Consider the following 18,338-nt stretch of genomic DNA (forward strand, 5'->3'; position numbering starts at 1 on the left):
TCATGAAAAAAACGGTTTCATTTTTAGTAATTATACTATTGTTTTTTAGCTGTAAAGAAGAAGGTGTTCAGAAACCCGATTCGCTTATAGATAAAGAAGTAATGGAGAATATTATATATGATTTATCGCTTTTGGAAGCTATAAAATACAATGATCCCAATACTACTGAAAATTATAAAGTAAATCCTAAGGAGTTTATTTTCAGAAAATATAAAGTAGACAGCGTACAATTTGCACAAAACAACATTTATTATGCGTCTAAATATGACGATTATAAAGAAATGTACGACAGTGTAATTAAGCGTATAGAAAGAAAAAAAATAGTTTTAGATTCCCTGATTAAAAAAGAAGCCAAAAAAGATTCGCTGATTGCTGTAAAAAAGAAACGATTGGATTCTATTGCTGAAGTAAAAAAAGTGGCTTTGGCTAAAAAAGATTCGTTACAGAAAATCAGAAAAAAAGACAGTTTAAAATTAGTAAAGAAAAAAACGGAAAAATCGAAATCAACTTCTAAAGCAATAAAAGCTACGGTAATCAAAAATGGTGTTAAAATTAATTAACGCTGAAATTTTCTTTAATGTACTGGTGTACATCTGAAAAAGTAACATTTATTGCATTTTTAATTTTTGTGTTAGAAAAAGTAGTTTTACTTAAAAAAGAACGTACCGTATGTTTGGATAAATTATTGGTTCTTCCCGAAAAAAGACTTAAAAACCAGTGCAGTCGCCAGGTTATTTCCATCATATAAGGCTTAGCTTCAATGCTGGGCCTTTTTGCTTTTACACTGTCTGCAATGGTATTAAAAAGATCCTGAAAAACAACATTTTCAGAAATCAGAATATAACGTTCATTCTTGATAGTACTTTGCATTAATTGCTCCATAATCTGTACTACATCACTAACGGCAACAAATCCGGTGGTTCCTTTGGTATAAAACAATAATCCGGAAGCTATTTTTTTAATCAGTTGCCCGCTGCCCTGATCTTCAAATCCGGGTCCTAAAATTACTCCTGGATTGACGATAATTACGTTTAATCCTTCTTGCTGACCGCGCCAGATTTCCATTTCGGCACCATATTTTGAAATCGCATAATCATTATGATGTTTCTCAGGATTCCATTCTGTTTCTTCTGTGATAATGGTCTCGTGTGGGGCTAAATCACCAAGAGCAGCTACAGAACTGACATAGCATAGCTTCTGAACACCTTTAGCAAGGCAGAAATTAACAATATTAGCAGTGCCTTCAATATTTGTTTTTCGAAGTAAGTCCTCATCTCTGGGATCAAAAGAAATTATTGCGGCACAATGATAGACTTTGGTAATATTAATAAAAGCATGTTCTAACGAAGGAATATCAATAATGTCTGCCTGAACCCACTCTATAGCGTCAAACAGTGCTGATTTATTGTAATGTTCAAACAGCGCTTTTGTCTTTTTAATATTATTTTGCTTTCGATAAATAGCACGAACTTTTTCTCCATTTTCAATTAAATGAAGCAATAAATGCGCGCCTACTAAACCTGTTCCTCCTGTAACTAAAATCATAAATACAAATGTAACAATTTATCAATTTTATAAGGCAACAATTAGTATTTTAGATTTTTTTTCAAATTGGTACATTTTCAAATTTTCAAATTGTGTAATTAAAGTTATCTTTGCGCACTCGAAGCCTGAAAGGCTGAACAGATGAAGTAAATTGATTAAAAAAGATGAAAAATTTTATTGAAGAAGTAACTTGGAGAGGAATGCTCCACGATGTTATGCCGGGCACAGAAGAACATTTGATGGAACAAATGCGTGTGGCGTATGTGGGAATTGACCCAACTGCAGATTCATTACATATAGGACACTTAGTTGGCGTAATGTTGTTGAAACATTTTCAACTTGCGGGGCATAAACCTTTAGCTTTAGTAGGTGGAGCAACCGGAATGATTGGAGATCCGTCAGGAAAGTCTAACGAAAGAAATTTACTGGACGAAGCTACTTTGCGTCACAATCAGGAAGCGATAAAAGGACAATTGGCTCGTTTTTTAGATTTTACTTCAGATGCTCCAAATGCCGCTCAGTTGGTAAACAATTACGATTGGATGAAGAATTTTTCATTTCTGGAATTCATTCGCGATGTGGGGAAACACATTACTGTAAACTACATGATGGCTAAAGATTCTGTAAAGAAACGTTTGTCTTCTGAAGCTGCCGAAGGAATGTCGTTCACGGAATTTACGTATCAACTGGTTCAGGGTTATGATTTCCTGCATTTGTACAGAGATAAAAGTTGTACGTTGCAAATGGGAGGAAGCGACCAATGGGGAAATATCACTACCGGAACTGAATTAGTGCGCCGAATTGCCAGCGGAAAAGCCTATGCCTTAACTTGTCCGTTGATTACTAAAGCCGACGGAACTAAATTCGGAAAATCCGAAGGAGGAAATATCTGGTTGGATGCAGCAAGAACTTCGCCTTATAAATTTTACCAATATTGGTTAAACACTTCAGATATTGATGCTGAAAAATATATTAAAATCTTTACTTTTTTATCGAAAGAGGAAATCGAAGATTTAACAGAGCAACACAGAGAAGCGCCGCATTTTCGATTGTTACAGAAGCGTTTAGCTGAAGAAATTACAATTATGGTTCATTCGAAGGAAGATTTAGAAAATGCTGTAAAAGCATCGGGAATTTTGTTTGGAAATTCGAATGCTGAAGATTTAAAACAATTAGATTCGGCTACTTTTTTGGAAGTTTTTGATGGTGTTCCGCAAGCTGAAATTGCAAGAACTGAAATTGCAACCGGAATTAATATTGTGGATGTTTTAAACGAAAAGACCGGATTTTTAAAATCCAATGGTGAAGCCAGACGCGCTTTGACTGCTAATTCTATTTCGGTAAACAGAGAAAAAGTGAAAGAAGATTTTGTGCTTTCAAACAATGATTTAATCAATAATCAATTTGTATTATTACAAAGCGGGAAGAAAAATTATTTTGTGGTAAGAGTAGTTTAATTAGTAAAATAATTAACTAAAATTATATTTAAATTCAAAAACCTGATGACATAATGTTGTCAGGTTTTTGCGTTTTAACAGATGTTCTCTACTTTTGAGTTTTTAACCTTATTATTTTATAAAGGAACTTTTATTTTGATTGTATGAGAATAAAACAAATCTGGTCTTCTTTAGTTCCTTTCTTAACCATGTATTGCTGGTGCTTTTCAGGACTAAATGCACAAAATCTCTTTTTTGAAAAAATTACCGGCAGGGAAGTCAATCCTGTAACGCAAATCCATGGTATTGCTAAAGATTCTGTAGGTTACATCTGGATTGGGAGCTGGAATGGTGTTTATCGCTATGATGGTAAAACATTTGACTTTTTTTATCACATTCCTAATGATAAAACCTCGCTGCCTAATAATAGGATTCGCAATATTATTTCAGATCAAAAAAGGGGACTTTGGTTTCTGACATTTGATAATAAATATGTCAAATTTGATTATCAGCTAAATACTTTTAAAGTAATTGCTGATGATAAAGTACCTGAAATTTTAGTTGAAAAACTAAGCAGTAATGCCAATCAGCTCCATAAAAATCGAATTGTAAACGGAAAGAGCTATTTTTTATCCTTACACCAGTTTACGTCTCAGGATGTCAAAGCCGGCGAGAAATATGTTTATAAAGCTAATATCAATCATCCGGGACAGTTAGTAGATGATTATATTACCGATTTTTTTATAGATAATCAAAATACAATCTGGCTGGGTACCAGAGGCGGAGATGTTTACAAGGCAAATCCGAACCGGAATCCTTTCGAATTGCATTACAGTTTTAGAAAAGACAGTGGAAACTCTAGATTTTCTATTGTCAAAGCAGTATTAAAAGTAGCAGGAAAGATCTGGTTAGGAACTGATGATGGAATTTTAATTTACAATAAGGAAGAGCTTGATAACAGCCATCCTTTTTATAAATCGGGCAGCCGGATAAAATTTGTACGTACTTTATTAAAAGATGATAAAGGAGGAATCTGGATAGGAGGAATCAACGGATTAGAATATTACGATCCAAAAACCAACCGTTGTAAATGGATTATTAATAAAGATTTATGTCCGGATCTGAGCACTTGGTCTGTGTATGCGCTGGAGGCATCAGGAAGTAATTATCTATGGGTTGGACTTTATAATGGTATTGCCCGGGTACATTTAACAAGTAAGGCTATTGATTTTATTGACCTGACAGATAAAATCAATAATCACAGTGTCATGGATATTTTATCGGTTGATGATCGTCAACTCTGGCTGGCTACAGAGGGAAATGGAGTGATCCTGCTGAAAATAGATAGTAAAGGGAAAGTATATGACGAAATACAATTGAATACTTTTCAGAAGAATGTTAAAAACACTATTTCAGGCAATATTATTTATGCTTTACATCAGGATAAAAACCGAAACATATGGGTGGGTACCAGTGAGGGGCTGAATAAAATAGATGTTAGAAGCAATCCGATGCGAATTGAGAAAGTACAACTGCACTCGGAAACACCTAATTCTTATATTTCTTCCATTACAGATGATGCAAAAGGAAATTTGTGGATTGCTCATAAAAAGGGAATTTCAATGGTTGATCTGGTTTCGAATAAAATTTCTAATTTTCATAAAGAAGATCAGTTTGGCTCATGGACTTTTTCTGAAAGAGCTTTTTATAAGGATACGGTAAATCAGAAAATATATTTTGGTGATAAAAATGGTTATCTGGCATTTAATCCGTCGGAAATAAAAACCGTTGTAAATAATAATAAACTCATTTTTAAAACCCTGTATCTCTCGGATGAGAAAGTGATTCCGATGGATACTGTAAAAGGAAGGGATGTTTTAACTAAGGATTTGTCGCAAACGGAATCTATTCATCTCGAATATGAAAATCGGAATTTTGCAATTGAATTAGCTTCTTTAAATTACAATCGTACCAATAAAGAGGTTTATGAATATATTTTAGAAGGGTATGATGATAAATGGATTAAGACCACAAATAGTAAAATAACGTATAATAAAGTACCTCCGGGAACTTATGTTTTTAAAGCCCGCCTGCTGTCGTCTGATAATACAAAGTCACCGCTCAGAGCATTAAAAATACACGTTGAGGCTCCATGGTATGATACCTGGCTGGCCAGAATTTTATTTTCAGTTTTGATAATTGGTATTGTTTACTGGATTATCAAAGGAATATTGTACCGTGAACGGTTAAAAAACGAAATTAAATCCGAACGGCTAAATGCCGAAAAACAACAAGAATTAAACAGAGAAAAGCTGGAATTCTTTACTAATATTTCCCATGATTTAAAAACACCGTTGACACTGATAGTTGATCCTTTAAAACGTATTCAGGACAATACATTGGCTCCCGGAGATAAGGAAGTTTATTTTTCAATTGTCAATAGAAATATCAGTTATCTGAGTAAGCTGATAGCTCAGATTTTGGATTTTAGAAAATCCGAAACCGGAAAATTAAAAAGCAATCCTACGGTTCAGGATTTTAATGTGTTCATAGAAAGCTGTTACAATACGTTCAAATTTATTTCGACAAAGCGAAATATTGCGCTGCAATTGCATACTTCCGAGAAAACATTGCCTTGTTATCTGGATTTTGAAAAAACAGAGCAAATTATTACCAATATTGTTTCCAATGCTTTTAAATACACACCTGATGGCGGAAAAGTAACTATTTCGGTAACGCATAATACTGTCGCAGCGACTATTGATATTGTAATTGAAGACAATGGTATCGGAATCGAGGAATCGGAGTTGGAGAAAATTTTCGAGCCTTTTAATAATGTGGGACCAAGTCCGTATTATGGGTATTCATCGGGTATTGGTTTGTCGCTAACCAGAAATCTGGTGCACTTTTTAAATGGAACTATAAACATTGAGAGTGTGTTGAATAAAGGGACAAAAGTATTTATCCGCTTACCATTTGTTGCTGCCGCATCAGAGGATGTAGTAGAGCTCGTTCCTGAAAAAACTTTTTTTGAAGATAAATATCCGGTTCAGCCAATTGATGAGCAGCCTTTTGAAGGCGCTAAGCCCACCCTTTTGATTGTGGAAGATAATCCTGATATTCAAACCTATTTGAATAAAGAATTAAGTAAGGATTATATTGTATTTCAGGAGTATGATGGTAAAAAAGGACTAGAAACAGCCATTAAACAAATTCCGGATATTATAGTTTCCGATATTATGATGCCCGAAATGGAAGGTACAGAGCTTTGTAAGGCATTAAAAAGTGATGAAAATACCTGTCACGTTCCGGTTATTTTGTTAACGGCTAAAGGAGCCGACGAAAGCAAAATAGAAGCCTATCATTTAGGTGCCGAAGCTTATGTGATGAAGCCTTTTAATGTGGAGGTGTTAAGGGCTCAAATTAAAAGTGTTTTAGAAAACAGAATCATCCTGCAGAAAAAAATGGCCGGTATTGCAACTATTGAGCAATTGCAGGAAGAAATGCCCAATCAGGATAATGAATTTTTGGAAAAAATAATTCATCTGATTCATCTGAATATGGAAGATGTCGAATTCAATTCGGAAGAATTGGCGAAACTGCTCCATATCAGTTCCAGACAATTGTATCGAAAATTAAAGGGGATATCCGGAAATACCGTGCATGAATTTATTACGAAAGTAAAGATGAATCAGGCCGAAGAATTACTCCGGAATTCCGATTTGAATATTTCGCAAATTGCCTATAAGTTAGGTTTTTCGGAACCGTCTAACTTCTCGCGTACTTTCTCCAAGTATTTTGGCTGTAGTCCTTCGCAGTATGGGAAATAGTTTTTTAAATTTATTAAAATCAATTGTTTAAGCTGTTTTTGCTGTTGGGTGTCCAATAGAGATATGGCAAAATATGATATAAATTGGCAGTATTTGATACTTATAAAAATAACTTTAAGACTAAATTTGTTTTTTCTATTCTGCGATTTTTTAGCAGAAGTCTTTAAGGATTACTAACTTTAGATAAATTAAAATGAGCAGGAAATTATTGTATTGTAAAATCAGTTTATTATTGTTATTTACGAGTAGCATTTTTGCCCAAGAAGTGGATGAAGGGGTAAAATACAATTTCAATTACGAGTGGAAACTAAATGTGGGGGATGTGGATGCCAAAAATCAAGATTATAATGATAAGGAGTGGAAGAGAGTTAATCTGCCTTATGCCTGGAATCAGGAAGAAGCTTTTAAAGTAGATATTACGAGTTTGTCTACAGGTATTGCCTGGTATCGCAAGACATTTCAGCTTCCTGCAGAAGCAAAAAATCAAAAGGTTTTTATCGAGTTTGAAGGTGTTCGCCAAATGGGAGAAGTTTATGTAAACGGAAATTTTGTGGGACGTCATGAAAATGGTGCTATGGCTTTTGGTTTCGATATTACCTCTTTCTTAAATCCGTATCCACAAGAAAATGTGATCGCAGTAAAGACAGATAATGATTGGAAATACAGAGAAAAATCATCCAACTCACCTTATCAATGGAATGATAAAAATTTTAATGCTAATTACGGAGGTATTCCAAAAAACGTATTCTTACATATAAAATCAAAAGTGTACCAGACCTTGCCTTTATTTTCCGGTTTAGGTACAACCGGAACCTATGTTTATGCAAGTAATTTTGACATTGAAAATAAGAAAGCGACAATCAATATTTCTTCTCAGGTTAAAAATGAAAATGCATCATCTGTAAAAGCACAGCTTAAAGTTAATGTTGCCGATATGGATGGGAAGATTGTAGCCACTTTTACAGGAGAAACTATTACAATTGCTCCCAATGCGGTACAGGATTTAAAAGCATCTAAAGCATTAACTGGTTTAAATTTCTGGAGTTGGGGTTACGGGTATTTATATAATGTAAAAAGCGAATTAATAGTAGATAACAAAGTAGTTGATAACGTAACTATTCGTACCGGATTCCGTAAAACAAAGTTTGAAAAAGGGAAAATATGGCTCAATGACCGTGTGATTATGATGCATGGTTATGCTCAGCGTACCAGTAATGAATGGCCCTCTTTAGGAATGTCTGTTCCTGCGTGGATGAGTGATTACAGCAACAGTCTGATGATTAAAAGCAACGGAAATCTGGTGCGATGGATGCACATTACTCCATGGAAACAGGATGTAGAATCTTGTGACAGAGTAGGTTTAATCCAGGCAATGCCGGCTGGAGATTCTGAAAAGGATGTAACCGGCAGAAGATGGGAACAACGTACTGAATTGATGCGTGATGCTATTATTTACAACCGCAACAACCCGAGTATTTTATTCTATGAATCAGGTAACGAAAGTATTTCTGAAGAACATATGGCTGAGATGAAAGCAATTCGGGATACTTATGATCCTTTTGGCGGACGTGCAATAGGGAGCCGGGAAATGCTGGATAGTCAGGTGGCAGAATATGGAGGAGAAATGCTGTATATTAATAAAAGTGCCAGACTTCCGTTTTGGGCTACTGAATACAGCAGGGATGAAGGTCTCCGTAAATACTGGGATGAATTCACGCCACCATTTCATAAAGAAGGAACAGGAGGGACTAATCATACTAATGTAAATGGTAGTAAAGTAGCTGATGCAAGTCCTTATAATCATAATCAGGATGCTCATGCTATTGAAAGTGTAACGCGTTGGTACGACTACTGGGAAGCACGACCGGGTACCGGAAACAGAGTGAGTTCTGGAGGTGTAAATATTATTTTCTCCGATAGTAATACTCATTTTAGAGGAGCTGAAAATTACAGAAGAAGTGGTGAAGTAGATCCGATACGAATTCCTAAAGATGGTTTTTTTGCTCATCAGGTAATCTGGGACGGATGGGTAGATACTGAGAATCCCGCTGCTCATATTATTGGACATTGGAATTATGATACTAATATTACTAAAAATATAACTGTAGTTTCTACGGCAGATAATGTGGAATTGTTTGTGAATAATAAAAGCCTTGGGAAAGGTGCCAGAACTAAGAATTTCCTTTTTACTTTCAAAAATGTAAAATTTGAAGCCGGGAATATAAAAGCGGTAGGCTACGATCAGAAAGGTAAAAAAGTCTGTGAAGATGTGATTTATACTGCCGGAAAACCTGCTGCGGTTAAATTAAGTCCTATAACAAGACCAGGAGGAACTCTGGCTGACGGAAGTGATATAGCTATTGTTGAAGTTGAAGTGGTAGATGATAAAGGACGTCGCTGTTCCACAGCCTTAAACATGATTGATTTTGATGTTCAGGGTCAGGGAACATTTATCGGAGGGATTGCTCAGGGACCGGATAATTATATCGGGTCTAAAAATCTTCCTGTAGAATGTGGTGTGAACCGGATTATGATTAGAACAAGCAATAAAGAAGGAGAAATTAAAATAAAAGCTACTTCAGCTGATCTTAAAACAGGCGAATTAGTTATAAAAACCATTGCTGTTGAGAATTCAAAGTTAACTAAGAGATTACCTGATGCTAATTTGCCTTCTTATTTAGAAAAAGGTCCAACACCTTTGACTCCTTCATTTAAAAAAACAAGAACTCCAATTGCAATTGTTGGAGTAAAAACAACTTCTAACCAAGCCGATGCAGCTAAAAGTTATGATGATAATGAATTAACAGAATGGTCAAACGATAAAGAAGGCAATCCAAGAATTGAATATGAACTAGAGCGAAAAGCAACGATTAATCAGGTAGTGTTAAAACTTTCCGGATGGAGAAGTAAAAGATATCCAATCCGAATTTTTTCGGATGATAAGGAAATTTATAATGGTACGACTCCTACAAGCTTAGGATATGTCACTTTAGACTGTAAAGCGGTTAAAGGAGAAAAAATAAGAATCGAGCTTGCGGGTATAACAAAAGATGATGGTGATATGAATATTGTAGAAATTACAGGAAAAGTTGATCAGGCCGGATTGAAAGCCGGTGATAAAGCAAATGGTCAATTAAAAATAGTGGAAGTTGAATTTTATGAAGCGGTTAATTAGTTCGTTTTTTTAGCGAAATGAAAGCAGAAGTTTATAATTTGTTATAAATGGTTTAGTCAAATTTTTTTGAAAAGTCTATCGAAATTTTTTTAAATGGAGATAGACTTTTTTTAATTGTTTACAGTATACTACTGCTTTATGGATTCAGGAAGTGCCCGAATTTGCTAAATCTTTTTACAAGTGTTTTTGTTTTTTTAGAAGAATTGAATATTATAATTTGGATAATTGATGTTTTTAAATTGATTACGTTCACAAATAGTTTTGGCAGGTTTTGATAACTATTGGCAATTATTGATACGTTGATAAGCCTATGTAATATCTAAGTTTGTTTTATTATTAACCAACCAAAATTATTTATGAATAGAAAATTACTTAAAAACAATCTTCTATGGGGGATTGTTATCGTCTTCTTTTTAGGGACTTTTAATGATGCGATAGCTCAGAATTATTCCTGGGTGGGCGCAGCTTCTTCTGATTTTTCAACTTTTGAAAATTGGAATCCTGTACCATCGGCTTTTACTGCTTCTGATGTGTTTACTATTACTGCTACAGCTAATAATGACAGTCAGATAACCAATTCGGCTGCTATTAATTGCAGGCAGATTACCATAGGTAAAGGGGTAACTTTTAATGCGACACAAAATATCACGACACCAAGTGCTGCTACTACTTCGGTTAATGGAACATTAAATATTAATACAGCTACAGTTAATAGTGCGAAATTTTATGTTGGAAATTCATCAGCCTCGCCTGGTATTGTAAATGTGAATGCAGGTGCTAATTTAATTGGAAATAACGTATGGAGATTAGGTCTTGCTTCCTCAGGTACAATTAATATTAACGGGGGTACATTGACTTTAGGTTCTGCAGGAAGTTTAACCTTAGGTTATAGTAGCAATAGTACAGGTGTTATCAATATTAATTCAGGAACGTTAAATGTAAATTATACTTCTTTTTCATCATTATCCATCAATACTACCGGTTCTGTTACAATTGATGCCGGAAGTATGCGCATTCCTGGTGATCAAACAATGGCGGTTCAGGCGTTGGTTGATGCTAATAAGATAAAAGCATCGGGAATGGCGCTGGCAGCAGGAAAACCAATTTCAGGTAAATATGATTCCGAAACCAATACTACCACAGTTATTGCTGGTACATTTATAAATAATCCTCCTATAGCGGTTGCAGATGCATTTACAGTAGCTCTCAATGGAATGGCAACGAGTTTAGACAATGGACAAACATCTGTATTGGCTAATGATAACGATATTGAGAATAATGTTTTAAGCGCTGTTTTAGTTAATAGTCCGGTTAATGGAACTTTAATTTTAAATTCGGATGGAACCTTTAGTTATGTTCATAATGGATCTGATACAATAACAGATAGTTTTTCTTATAAAACCAATGATGGAACATCTGATAGTAATATTGTGAATGTGACTATTACAATATCTCATATTCCAAGTCCAAATGGTTTAAGTTACAGTACACCAAATATATTTACAAAAGGTATATTCAAAGCATTAAATCCGACAGTAAGCGGAGGAGCGGTTGCTTCCTACAGCGTTAGTCCAAATTTGCCGGCAGGTATAAGTCTGAATACTAAAACAGGAATTATTAGCGGAACTTCAAGAAGTGTTTCGGCTGAAAATGAGTACACGATTACTGCTACTAATATAGCAGGCAGTACTACTGCTAAAATAGCTATTGCTGTAAATGATTATCCGGGTGGTTCAATGCCACGACCAATGGAATTTCTGGATAGAGGTTTAGTAGCTCTGGGAATTAAAAATGGTGTTTTTCTTTCCTGGAGAATGGTGGGTAGCGATAACCCGGATGTAGGTTTCAATTTATACAAAAACGGTGCAAAACTAAATACAACACCAATTACGTCATCGACAAATTATGTTGATCCTAGTGGACTGGTTTCCGATGTATACAAAGTAGAAGCAATTTCTTCATCAGGAAATCAAACTTCTCCCGAAGTTACTGTATGGCCGTATGCACCTTCTATTGAACCCGGAAAACCAAATGTAGCAAGATTAGAAATTCCTATACCCGCAGCCCCGGGTCCGGATTATTTTGCAGGAGACATGTCTGTTGGGGATTTAGATGGCGATGGTCAGTATGAGTTGATTTTTGAATGGGAACCTACCACACATCCTGAAAATGCTTATTTAGAAGCGATTGATTTAAAAGGAAATAGTTTGTGGAGAATAAGTTGTGGACCTAATACAACATATAATAGTATTGCTTTTATGGTATATGATCTGGATGGAGATGGAAAAGCGGAAATAGCTTGTAAAACGGGACCAGGAACCAAAGATGGGTTAGGGAATTATTTAAGTAAAGGTCCTGCAGCAACTGATGATGATGCTATGATTATACCTAGAATTTCGGGACATTTAATGGAAGACCCTTCGTATATGACTGTTTTTAATGGACAAACAGGAGCCGAAATGGCCACAGTAAATTATCCTATTTCTATAGGTTTAAGAGAAGATCACGAAGCGACTTGGGAAGATAATTATGGCAAAAGAGCACAGTCTATAAAATCAGCAGTTTTGTACGACAAGGACAAAGGTCCGTTATTGGTTTTCTGTCGTGGAATATATTCCAGAATTGCTATGGGAGCCTATACCTGGGATGGTAATAATTTAAAACAGGAATGGGAATTTGATAGTGATAAATTAGCTGAACCTGAGAGAACTTTATATAGAGGAGAAGGAAATCATGGTGTAACTGTTGCAGATGTTGATGGTGACGGATCGGATGAATTGATGTATGGTGCCTGTGCGATTGATAATGATGGGAAAGGTCTGTATGCAACCGGAAGAGGTCATGGTGATGCACATGCTGTAGGAGATTTAGATCCGGACAGACCGGGTATGGAATATTTTCAACCTCATGAAAATGCTACTTACGGAGTATCATTTCGTGATGCCGCCACCGGAGAAATTATTTGGGAAATCCTAAGTCCCGCAGATGTAGGAAGAGCATGGGCAGCCGACATTACAGCCGATAATCCGGGTTTTGAAATATCTGTAGTGGGTGATTATATTGATAATGGCAAAGACGATCAAAGTTCTGTATTTGATGTAAAAGGAAATCCTTTAACTTATAATTACAATTCTTATTATCAGCCCGTTTATTTTGATGGTGATATTCAACGCGAATTAAGAAATAATACAGGAATTGATGATGTTAATAATGGAGGCCGACTTTTAACAGCCTGGTATTATGGAGCAAGCACGATACACTCCACTAAACAGGACGCTAATTTAGTAGCAGATATTTTAGGAGACTGGAGAGAAGAATTAGTTTTTGTAAAATCTGATAATAGTGCATTTGTACTTTTTTCATCTTGGATTCCTACAGAGCATAAAGTATATGCTTTGATGCACGACCCAGCCTACAGAATGCAGGTAGCTACTCAAAATATAGGCTACAATCAGCCCGCAAATTTGAGTTACTATTTGCCAAATGGTTCTCCTAAACCTGATATTAGAATTATCGATAATATGCCTCCTGCGGTCTTTGCGGTAAACAGACCAGCAACAGCAAATGCACTCACAAATGCAACGACAGTTACTTATAATGTAACATTTTCAAAAAATGTCACAGGAGTAGATTATAATGCTTTTACGCTTACTGCAACAGGGAATACAGCAGGAACAATCAGCTCTGTCATTTCGGAGAGTCCCATTTCTTATCAGGTAACTGTGAGCGATATTAGTGGAGACGGAACATTACGGTTGGATGTAAAAGCAAGCGGAATTTCTATTGTTGATGAAGCTAATAATAATCTGCAAAGCGGATTTACTTCTGGCGAAATTTATACTTTTGATTTCACCGGCCCAGCTATCATTGCTCCAGCCGATATTACTGTTAGTGCTGATAATGAAAGTTGTGAAGCAACAAATGTTGTTTTAGGCAATCCTGAAACCAGTGATGTTAACCATGTTGAAACTCCTGTTAACGATGCTCCAAATACATATCCTACAGGAACAACAATAGTAACCTGGACAGTAAAAGATGGGGTAGGAAACAGCAATACAGCCACTCAAAAAGTAATCGTATTGGACACCCAAAAACCTTTAGTTTCAGAATTATCAGCTGTGTCAGTATGTTATGAGGATAATGGTTTTTATTCTATTCCTACATTAAATGCAACAGATAATTGCGGTATCGATTCCATAAGTTATGTTATAACCGGTGCTACTTCGAGAAGTGGAAATAGTAATGATGCCAGTGGAAACTTCAATGTTGGTGTTTCTACTATAACGTGGACCGTAACTGATATTCATGATAATCAGACTGCTGTGAGTAATACAGTTGCTGTTAATGCAGCATTAAATGCAACTATTGCTGATGTTTATGCCATTAACAATGCACATGAAAAAAACACTTTATACGTTGGTTATGGACCATCGTCATTAACCATAACAGCAACACCAGATGGTGGTAAAGCGCCTTACACTTACAACTGGAGTAACGGACAATTGTCACAATCAATTATTGTAAATTCGGCAGGAACCTATACCGTAATTATTACTGATGCTCTTGGATGTCAAACTTCGGCTTCAATTGATATTAATGTAATCAATGTACAATGTGGTAATTCAGGAAACAAAGTAATGGTATGTCATAATGGACAGGAAATTTGTGTGAGTTCAAATGCTGTTCAGGCACATTTAAATCATGGATGTAAATTGGGCTCATGTTCGGTAATATCACAAGAACAAGAACCAATAGTTGAGGTTCTAGCCTTTCCTAATCCTACTACAGGAGATTTTACAGTACAACTTAGCGGTTATAAATCATCTAAAGCGACTATTATTATTACAAATATTATAGGGCAATTAGTAATGCAAAAAGAAGTTAGTCTGAAAGATGGAAAACAAGATGTACCATTTAATCTGCCTAATCAGGCAAGAGGTATATATCTTTTAAAAGTACTAAGTGCTGATGGAGAAAATAACTTAAAAGTAGTGCTTGAATAAATAATCATTATTGCAGCAATTTTTCTTTACAAAAGACTGTTCAAAAAGTAATTTTTGGCAGTCTTTTTTGTTGGTATATTTTGTTTTTTTATATTGAATAGAGAAGGAATAATTTAAATTATTCATCAAGTTATAAACCAATTACTGAATGATCCATACATCCCAATAATTCGAAAGAGTCATTGGGATGTATTATTTGATTGGAAAAATACTTTCTGTCAATAGAGCTGAAATATTGTTTTATTTTGTAAGTTAGTGCTGATGTAAATTGTAAACTATGATTGGACTTTTATTTATTTATTGGATTTGGAAATCATTTAGCAATTTAGCGGTTGAATACGGAAAAAATAAATGGCTCTATTTTTTTATCGGGATTGGGTCGTATTATGGAGGACAGATGATAGCTGGTTTTTTTGGAGCCATTTTGTTTGGAATTGTGTATGGTTTTGATGCTGTAGCTAATGAAAATTATGACGGTTCCGCCTGGAGTTTGTTTTTTGTTTTTTGTGGAGGTTTAGGATGTTATGGCGTTTATAAATTTTTAGAGAAAAAAGGACAAAAGGAAAGAGAACTAATAAAAAAAGAAGGAATTGAAAGTATAGGTGTAATAGAAGAAAATTAAAGCACCATCAAATTACAACCGCGAATATCCGAATTATCAAATCGTCCCAATACCTCGAAAGAGTTGTTGGGATATTTTTTGCCTAAATCCTGAGTGGCAATAAAGGAACAGGAATTGATATTAGCGAGATCAATCACGTTAATTCCGCCTGTTTTCCCTTGCGGAATATAAGTCAGAGCATCTTCGGTATCACGAATAAGGACTTGCATCCACGAAGGACATTCAAATACGCCATTTCCTAAAGAATAGGCTTGAGACAATAGTTCAGTCATGCCGTATTCAGAATGGATTGCCGATACGCCAAAACCGTCACACAATTGTTCATGAAGCTCTTCACGAATCATTTCTTTGCGTTTGCCTTTCATGCCGCCGGTTTCCATAATGATAGTATTTTGTAATTCAAATTTTTGCTTTTCGATTAAATCTAACAAAGCATAGGTAACACCAATCAGGATTATATTTTGTCCCGATTGGTCTAATTCGATTAATTTTTCAATCAAATCTTCATGATTGTGCAGATAAAAACCACTTTCAGGATGATTAGACAATTTTATCAAATCTTCAACCATATAAATTAATGAAGAACCGTCTCTTTCCAGATAGGAAGGAAGCAAAGCCAGAATGACATAATTTTCGATGTTGCCGTAGAATTCAGAAAATCCTTTGCGGTAACTTTCTTCATAAAGCGTTACATCGGTAACAAGATGCTTGCTGGTAATCATTCCTGTGGTTCCACTACTTGTAAAAGTGGTTTGAATAGGATTGTTGTTAGAAACTACTTGGTGGCTTTTAAAAAATTGGATGGGTAAAAAAGGGATTTGTTGTATCGTTTTTACACGTTGCACATCTGTTTTTAAGAAGTCGCAAAATTCTTTATACACTAAATTATTTTCATATTGAAAACGAAACACTTTTAATGCTATTTTTTCAAATTGCTTTTGGCTCGAAATCGTAAATATATCAGTAGCTGTGATCAAGAATTTTTTTAGCAAAGGTATAAATTAATGTTTTTTCTCAGGTATAAAAAAAGCTTCAATTTGAATTTTGAAGCTTTTATGATTGTTTTCTGAATTTGTATTTTATCTTACAATAAGTTTTCGGGTTGCCGTAGCATTTTGTTCATTTATTTTAATGATATAAACACCCGGAGCCAAATTAGAAATATTCAATTCTTTGGAACTGATTCTGGTTTGAAGTACTTTTTTCCCCAGAAGATCAAAAATAATAATTTCTTTATCGGCATCATTTTTAGTTGTTATGTATACATGACTATCACTTACCGGATTAGGATACAAATTCAAGCCCTCTATTACAGAAGGAGCATTCAGGTTTATTTGTGACTTTGCTGCCTGAGCATTACTGTTCAGGGAGAAAAGAAAAACCATTAAAATGATACTATAAAAGTAGTTTTTTTTCATTAGCTTGATTTTGAGTAGTAAATATACGAAAAATCAAATACTGTACCAAAAAAAATGCCCTCCTGTAAAAGGAAGGCATTTTTAATGTTATTTATTAGGGATTATAGACCCATCCAATCCATCCAGCTTGCTTTTGCAGCACCATTTCCGGCACCGGTTGCAGTAGTTGTAGCATTGAATCCTAAAATCATATTACTTGCAGTAGTTGAATTTACAATTGTTACATTGTTTAATTTATTAGCTGTAAAATAAGTTTGAGAATCAGTTCCGTCAAAGTTGATTCCAAACCCAGATCCAGATTGAGTACTTTTAAAACCAGTGATATACAAGTTTGTGATTGTAGCATGAGTTCCTCTTCTTAACCAGGCACCGGCTTCTTTTGTAACTGCAGGATTATTTCTTCCTATAAGTGTTACATTAGATAATGTTGGGTTAGAAATTGGAGCTAATAAAGCATTGTTTTGATTGTTATCAGCTTCGATTCCACGGCTGTCAGCAGAAAAACCAGTAGCAGAAGATTGATCAGAATATAAATTAGTTACAGTTCCGTTCCATCCTTCTGTCCAGTCAAAAGAATCATCCTGACATCCAATAGCAGCAAGATTTGTTGCATTTACTGATCCTCCAAACCACTCAAATCCGTCATCAGAACCTTGGTAAACTAAGATGTTGTTAACAGTTGTTCCTGAACCTACAGCATAAAAAGTAACACCATTAAATTCAGCATCATCATTGATTAAGTTACCTGAATATTCAACGATAATATGAGAAAGAACCCCTGAATTATCAGCTGGGTTTGTTCCTCCATAAGTTAAACCTGTAACTTCTGCAGTAACGTTTGTTCCCAGGTTTGTAACTGCATTTCCACAAATTACTAATCCTCCCCAGTCCTGTGGTGCAGGAGATGCTGCGTTTGATGTAAAAACAATCGGTTTAGCTGCAGTACCCTGAGCTATTATTTTAGCTCCTTTTTCAATTCCTAAAAATGCAACTTCTTCAAATTGGCTATCTGCTTCAATTCTTGTTCCTGCAGGAATAGTTAAAGTTACACCTGATTTAACATAAGTAGCACCTTTTAATGTATAAAGTGTCTCAGCGTTTAATGTCATATTTTCTGTAATGTTTCCAGATAAAACTCCTGTTTCCGGAACTTCAGGACCATTATTGTTATCGTCATTTGAACAACCTGTAACAATTGCACCTAAAATAGCTAGAGTCAATACTAATTTTTTCATCTTCTTAATGTGATTTTTTTGTTTATATTTAGTACTGCAAATATGGACTGAATTACTAAGACGGAAGTTATCTA

Annotated in this window: 10 protein-coding genes; 6 read left to right on the forward strand and 4 right to left on the reverse strand. The window is 35.1% G+C overall.

The genetic code is table 11. From position 1 onward, the window contains the following. The first annotated feature begins 2 nt into the window (after positions 1-2). Positions 3-560, forward strand: coding sequence for a DUF4296 domain-containing protein (locus tag ACSV4D_RS10785; RefSeq protein WP_439228282.1), 558 nt, complete (start codon positions 3-5; stop codon positions 558-560). Here the strand turns inward: ACSV4D_RS10785 and ACSV4D_RS10790 are convergent. Next, positions 553-1,545: an NAD-dependent epimerase/dehydratase family protein gene (locus tag ACSV4D_RS10790; RefSeq protein WP_439228283.1), complete on the reverse strand. Its 993-nt coding sequence runs from the start codon at positions 1,543-1,545 to the stop codon at positions 553-555. The two genes, ACSV4D_RS10785 and ACSV4D_RS10790, sit on opposite strands and share 8 nt — an antisense overlap. A gap of 164 nt (positions 1,546-1,709) precedes the next feature. Here ACSV4D_RS10790 and tyrS point away from each other — a divergent pair, with 164 nt between their 5' ends. The 5 genes from tyrS to ACSV4D_RS10815 all read left to right on the forward strand — a co-directional run bounded on the left by tyrS (position 1,710) and on the right by ACSV4D_RS10815 (position 15,611). After that, positions 1,710-3,002 carry a tyrosine--tRNA ligase gene (gene tyrS, locus ACSV4D_RS10795; RefSeq protein WP_439228284.1) on the forward strand — a complete coding sequence of 431 codons (1,293 nt, stop codon included), beginning with the start codon at positions 1,710-1,712 and terminating at the stop codon, positions 3,000-3,002. 143 nt (positions 3,003-3,145) lie between these two features. Then, entirely contained in the window at positions 3,146-6,811 is a 3,666-nt protein-coding gene (locus ACSV4D_RS10800; protein ID WP_439228285.1) for an ATP-binding protein, read from the forward strand. A gap of 193 nt (positions 6,812-7,004) precedes the next feature. After that, complete coding sequence (locus ACSV4D_RS10805) at positions 7,005-9,986, forward strand: glycoside hydrolase family 2 protein (RefSeq protein WP_439228286.1); 2,982 nt, start codon at positions 7,005-7,007, stop codon at positions 9,984-9,986. A 356-nt stretch (positions 9,987-10,342) separates the two neighbouring features. Then, the gene (locus ACSV4D_RS10810) at positions 10,343-14,989 is read left to right on the forward strand and encodes an Ig-like domain-containing protein (RefSeq protein WP_439228287.1); all 4,647 of its coding nucleotides are present in this window, start codon (positions 10,343-10,345) and stop codon (positions 14,987-14,989) included. Between the two features lie 277 nt (positions 14,990-15,266). After that, complete coding sequence (locus tag ACSV4D_RS10815) at positions 15,267-15,611, forward strand: hypothetical protein (protein ID WP_439228288.1); 345 nt, start codon at positions 15,267-15,269, stop codon at positions 15,609-15,611. Here ACSV4D_RS10815 and ACSV4D_RS10820 read toward each other — a convergent pair. The 3 genes from ACSV4D_RS10820 to ACSV4D_RS10830 form a co-directional block, all read right to left on the reverse strand. After that, positions 15,608-16,588 (reverse strand): LuxE/PaaK family acyltransferase, encoded by a 981-nt coding sequence (locus ACSV4D_RS10820; RefSeq protein WP_439228295.1) that lies wholly within the window; start codon positions 16,586-16,588, stop codon positions 15,608-15,610. The genes ACSV4D_RS10815 and ACSV4D_RS10820 overlap by 4 nt on opposite strands. 102 nt (positions 16,589-16,690) lie before the next feature. Continuing rightward, a complete protein-coding gene (locus tag ACSV4D_RS10825; RefSeq protein WP_408079787.1) occupies positions 16,691-17,029 on the reverse strand; it encodes a T9SS type A sorting domain-containing protein in 339 nt (112 codons plus the stop codon). 101 nt (positions 17,030-17,130) lie between these two features. Next, positions 17,131-18,264, reverse strand: coding sequence for a hypothetical protein (locus tag ACSV4D_RS10830; RefSeq protein ID WP_408079785.1), 1,134 nt, complete (start codon positions 18,262-18,264; stop codon positions 17,131-17,133). Positions 18,265-18,338 lie beyond the last annotated feature (74 nt).

The sequence above is a fragment of the Flavobacterium sp. ARAG 55.4 genome, from assembly GCF_051846875.1.
Lineage (GTDB): Bacteria > Bacteroidota > Bacteroidia > Flavobacteriales > Flavobacteriaceae > Flavobacterium > Flavobacterium plantiphilum.

Bases quoted from the DNA above. Each gene is read 5' to 3' on its own strand.
- ACSV4D_RS10815 (WP_439228288.1), top strand. From the start codon at position 15,267: ATGATTGGACTTTTATTTATTTATTGGATTTGGAAATCATTTAGCAAT.
- ACSV4D_RS10790 (WP_439228283.1), bottom strand. From the start codon at position 1,545: ATGATTTTAGTTACAGGAGGAACAGGTTTAGTAGGCGCGCATTTATTG.
- ACSV4D_RS10825 (WP_408079787.1), bottom strand. From the start codon at position 17,029: ATGAAAAAAAACTACTTTTATAGTATCATTTTAATGGTTTTTCTTTTC.
- ACSV4D_RS10805 (WP_439228286.1), top strand. From the start codon at position 7,005: ATGAGCAGGAAATTATTGTATTGTAAAATCAGTTTATTATTGTTATTT.
- ACSV4D_RS10785 (WP_439228282.1), top strand. From the start codon at position 3: ATGAAAAAAACGGTTTCATTTTTAGTAATTATACTATTGTTTTTTAGC.
- tyrS (WP_439228284.1), top strand. From the start codon at position 1,710: ATGAAAAATTTTATTGAAGAAGTAACTTGGAGAGGAATGCTCCACGAT.
- ACSV4D_RS10810 (WP_439228287.1), top strand. From the start codon at position 10,343: ATGAATAGAAAATTACTTAAAAACAATCTTCTATGGGGGATTGTTATC.
- ACSV4D_RS10800 (WP_439228285.1), top strand. From the start codon at position 3,146: ATGAGAATAAAACAAATCTGGTCTTCTTTAGTTCCTTTCTTAACCATG.
- ACSV4D_RS10830 (WP_408079785.1), bottom strand. From the start codon at position 18,264: ATGAAAAAATTAGTATTGACTCTAGCTATTTTAGGTGCAATTGTTACA.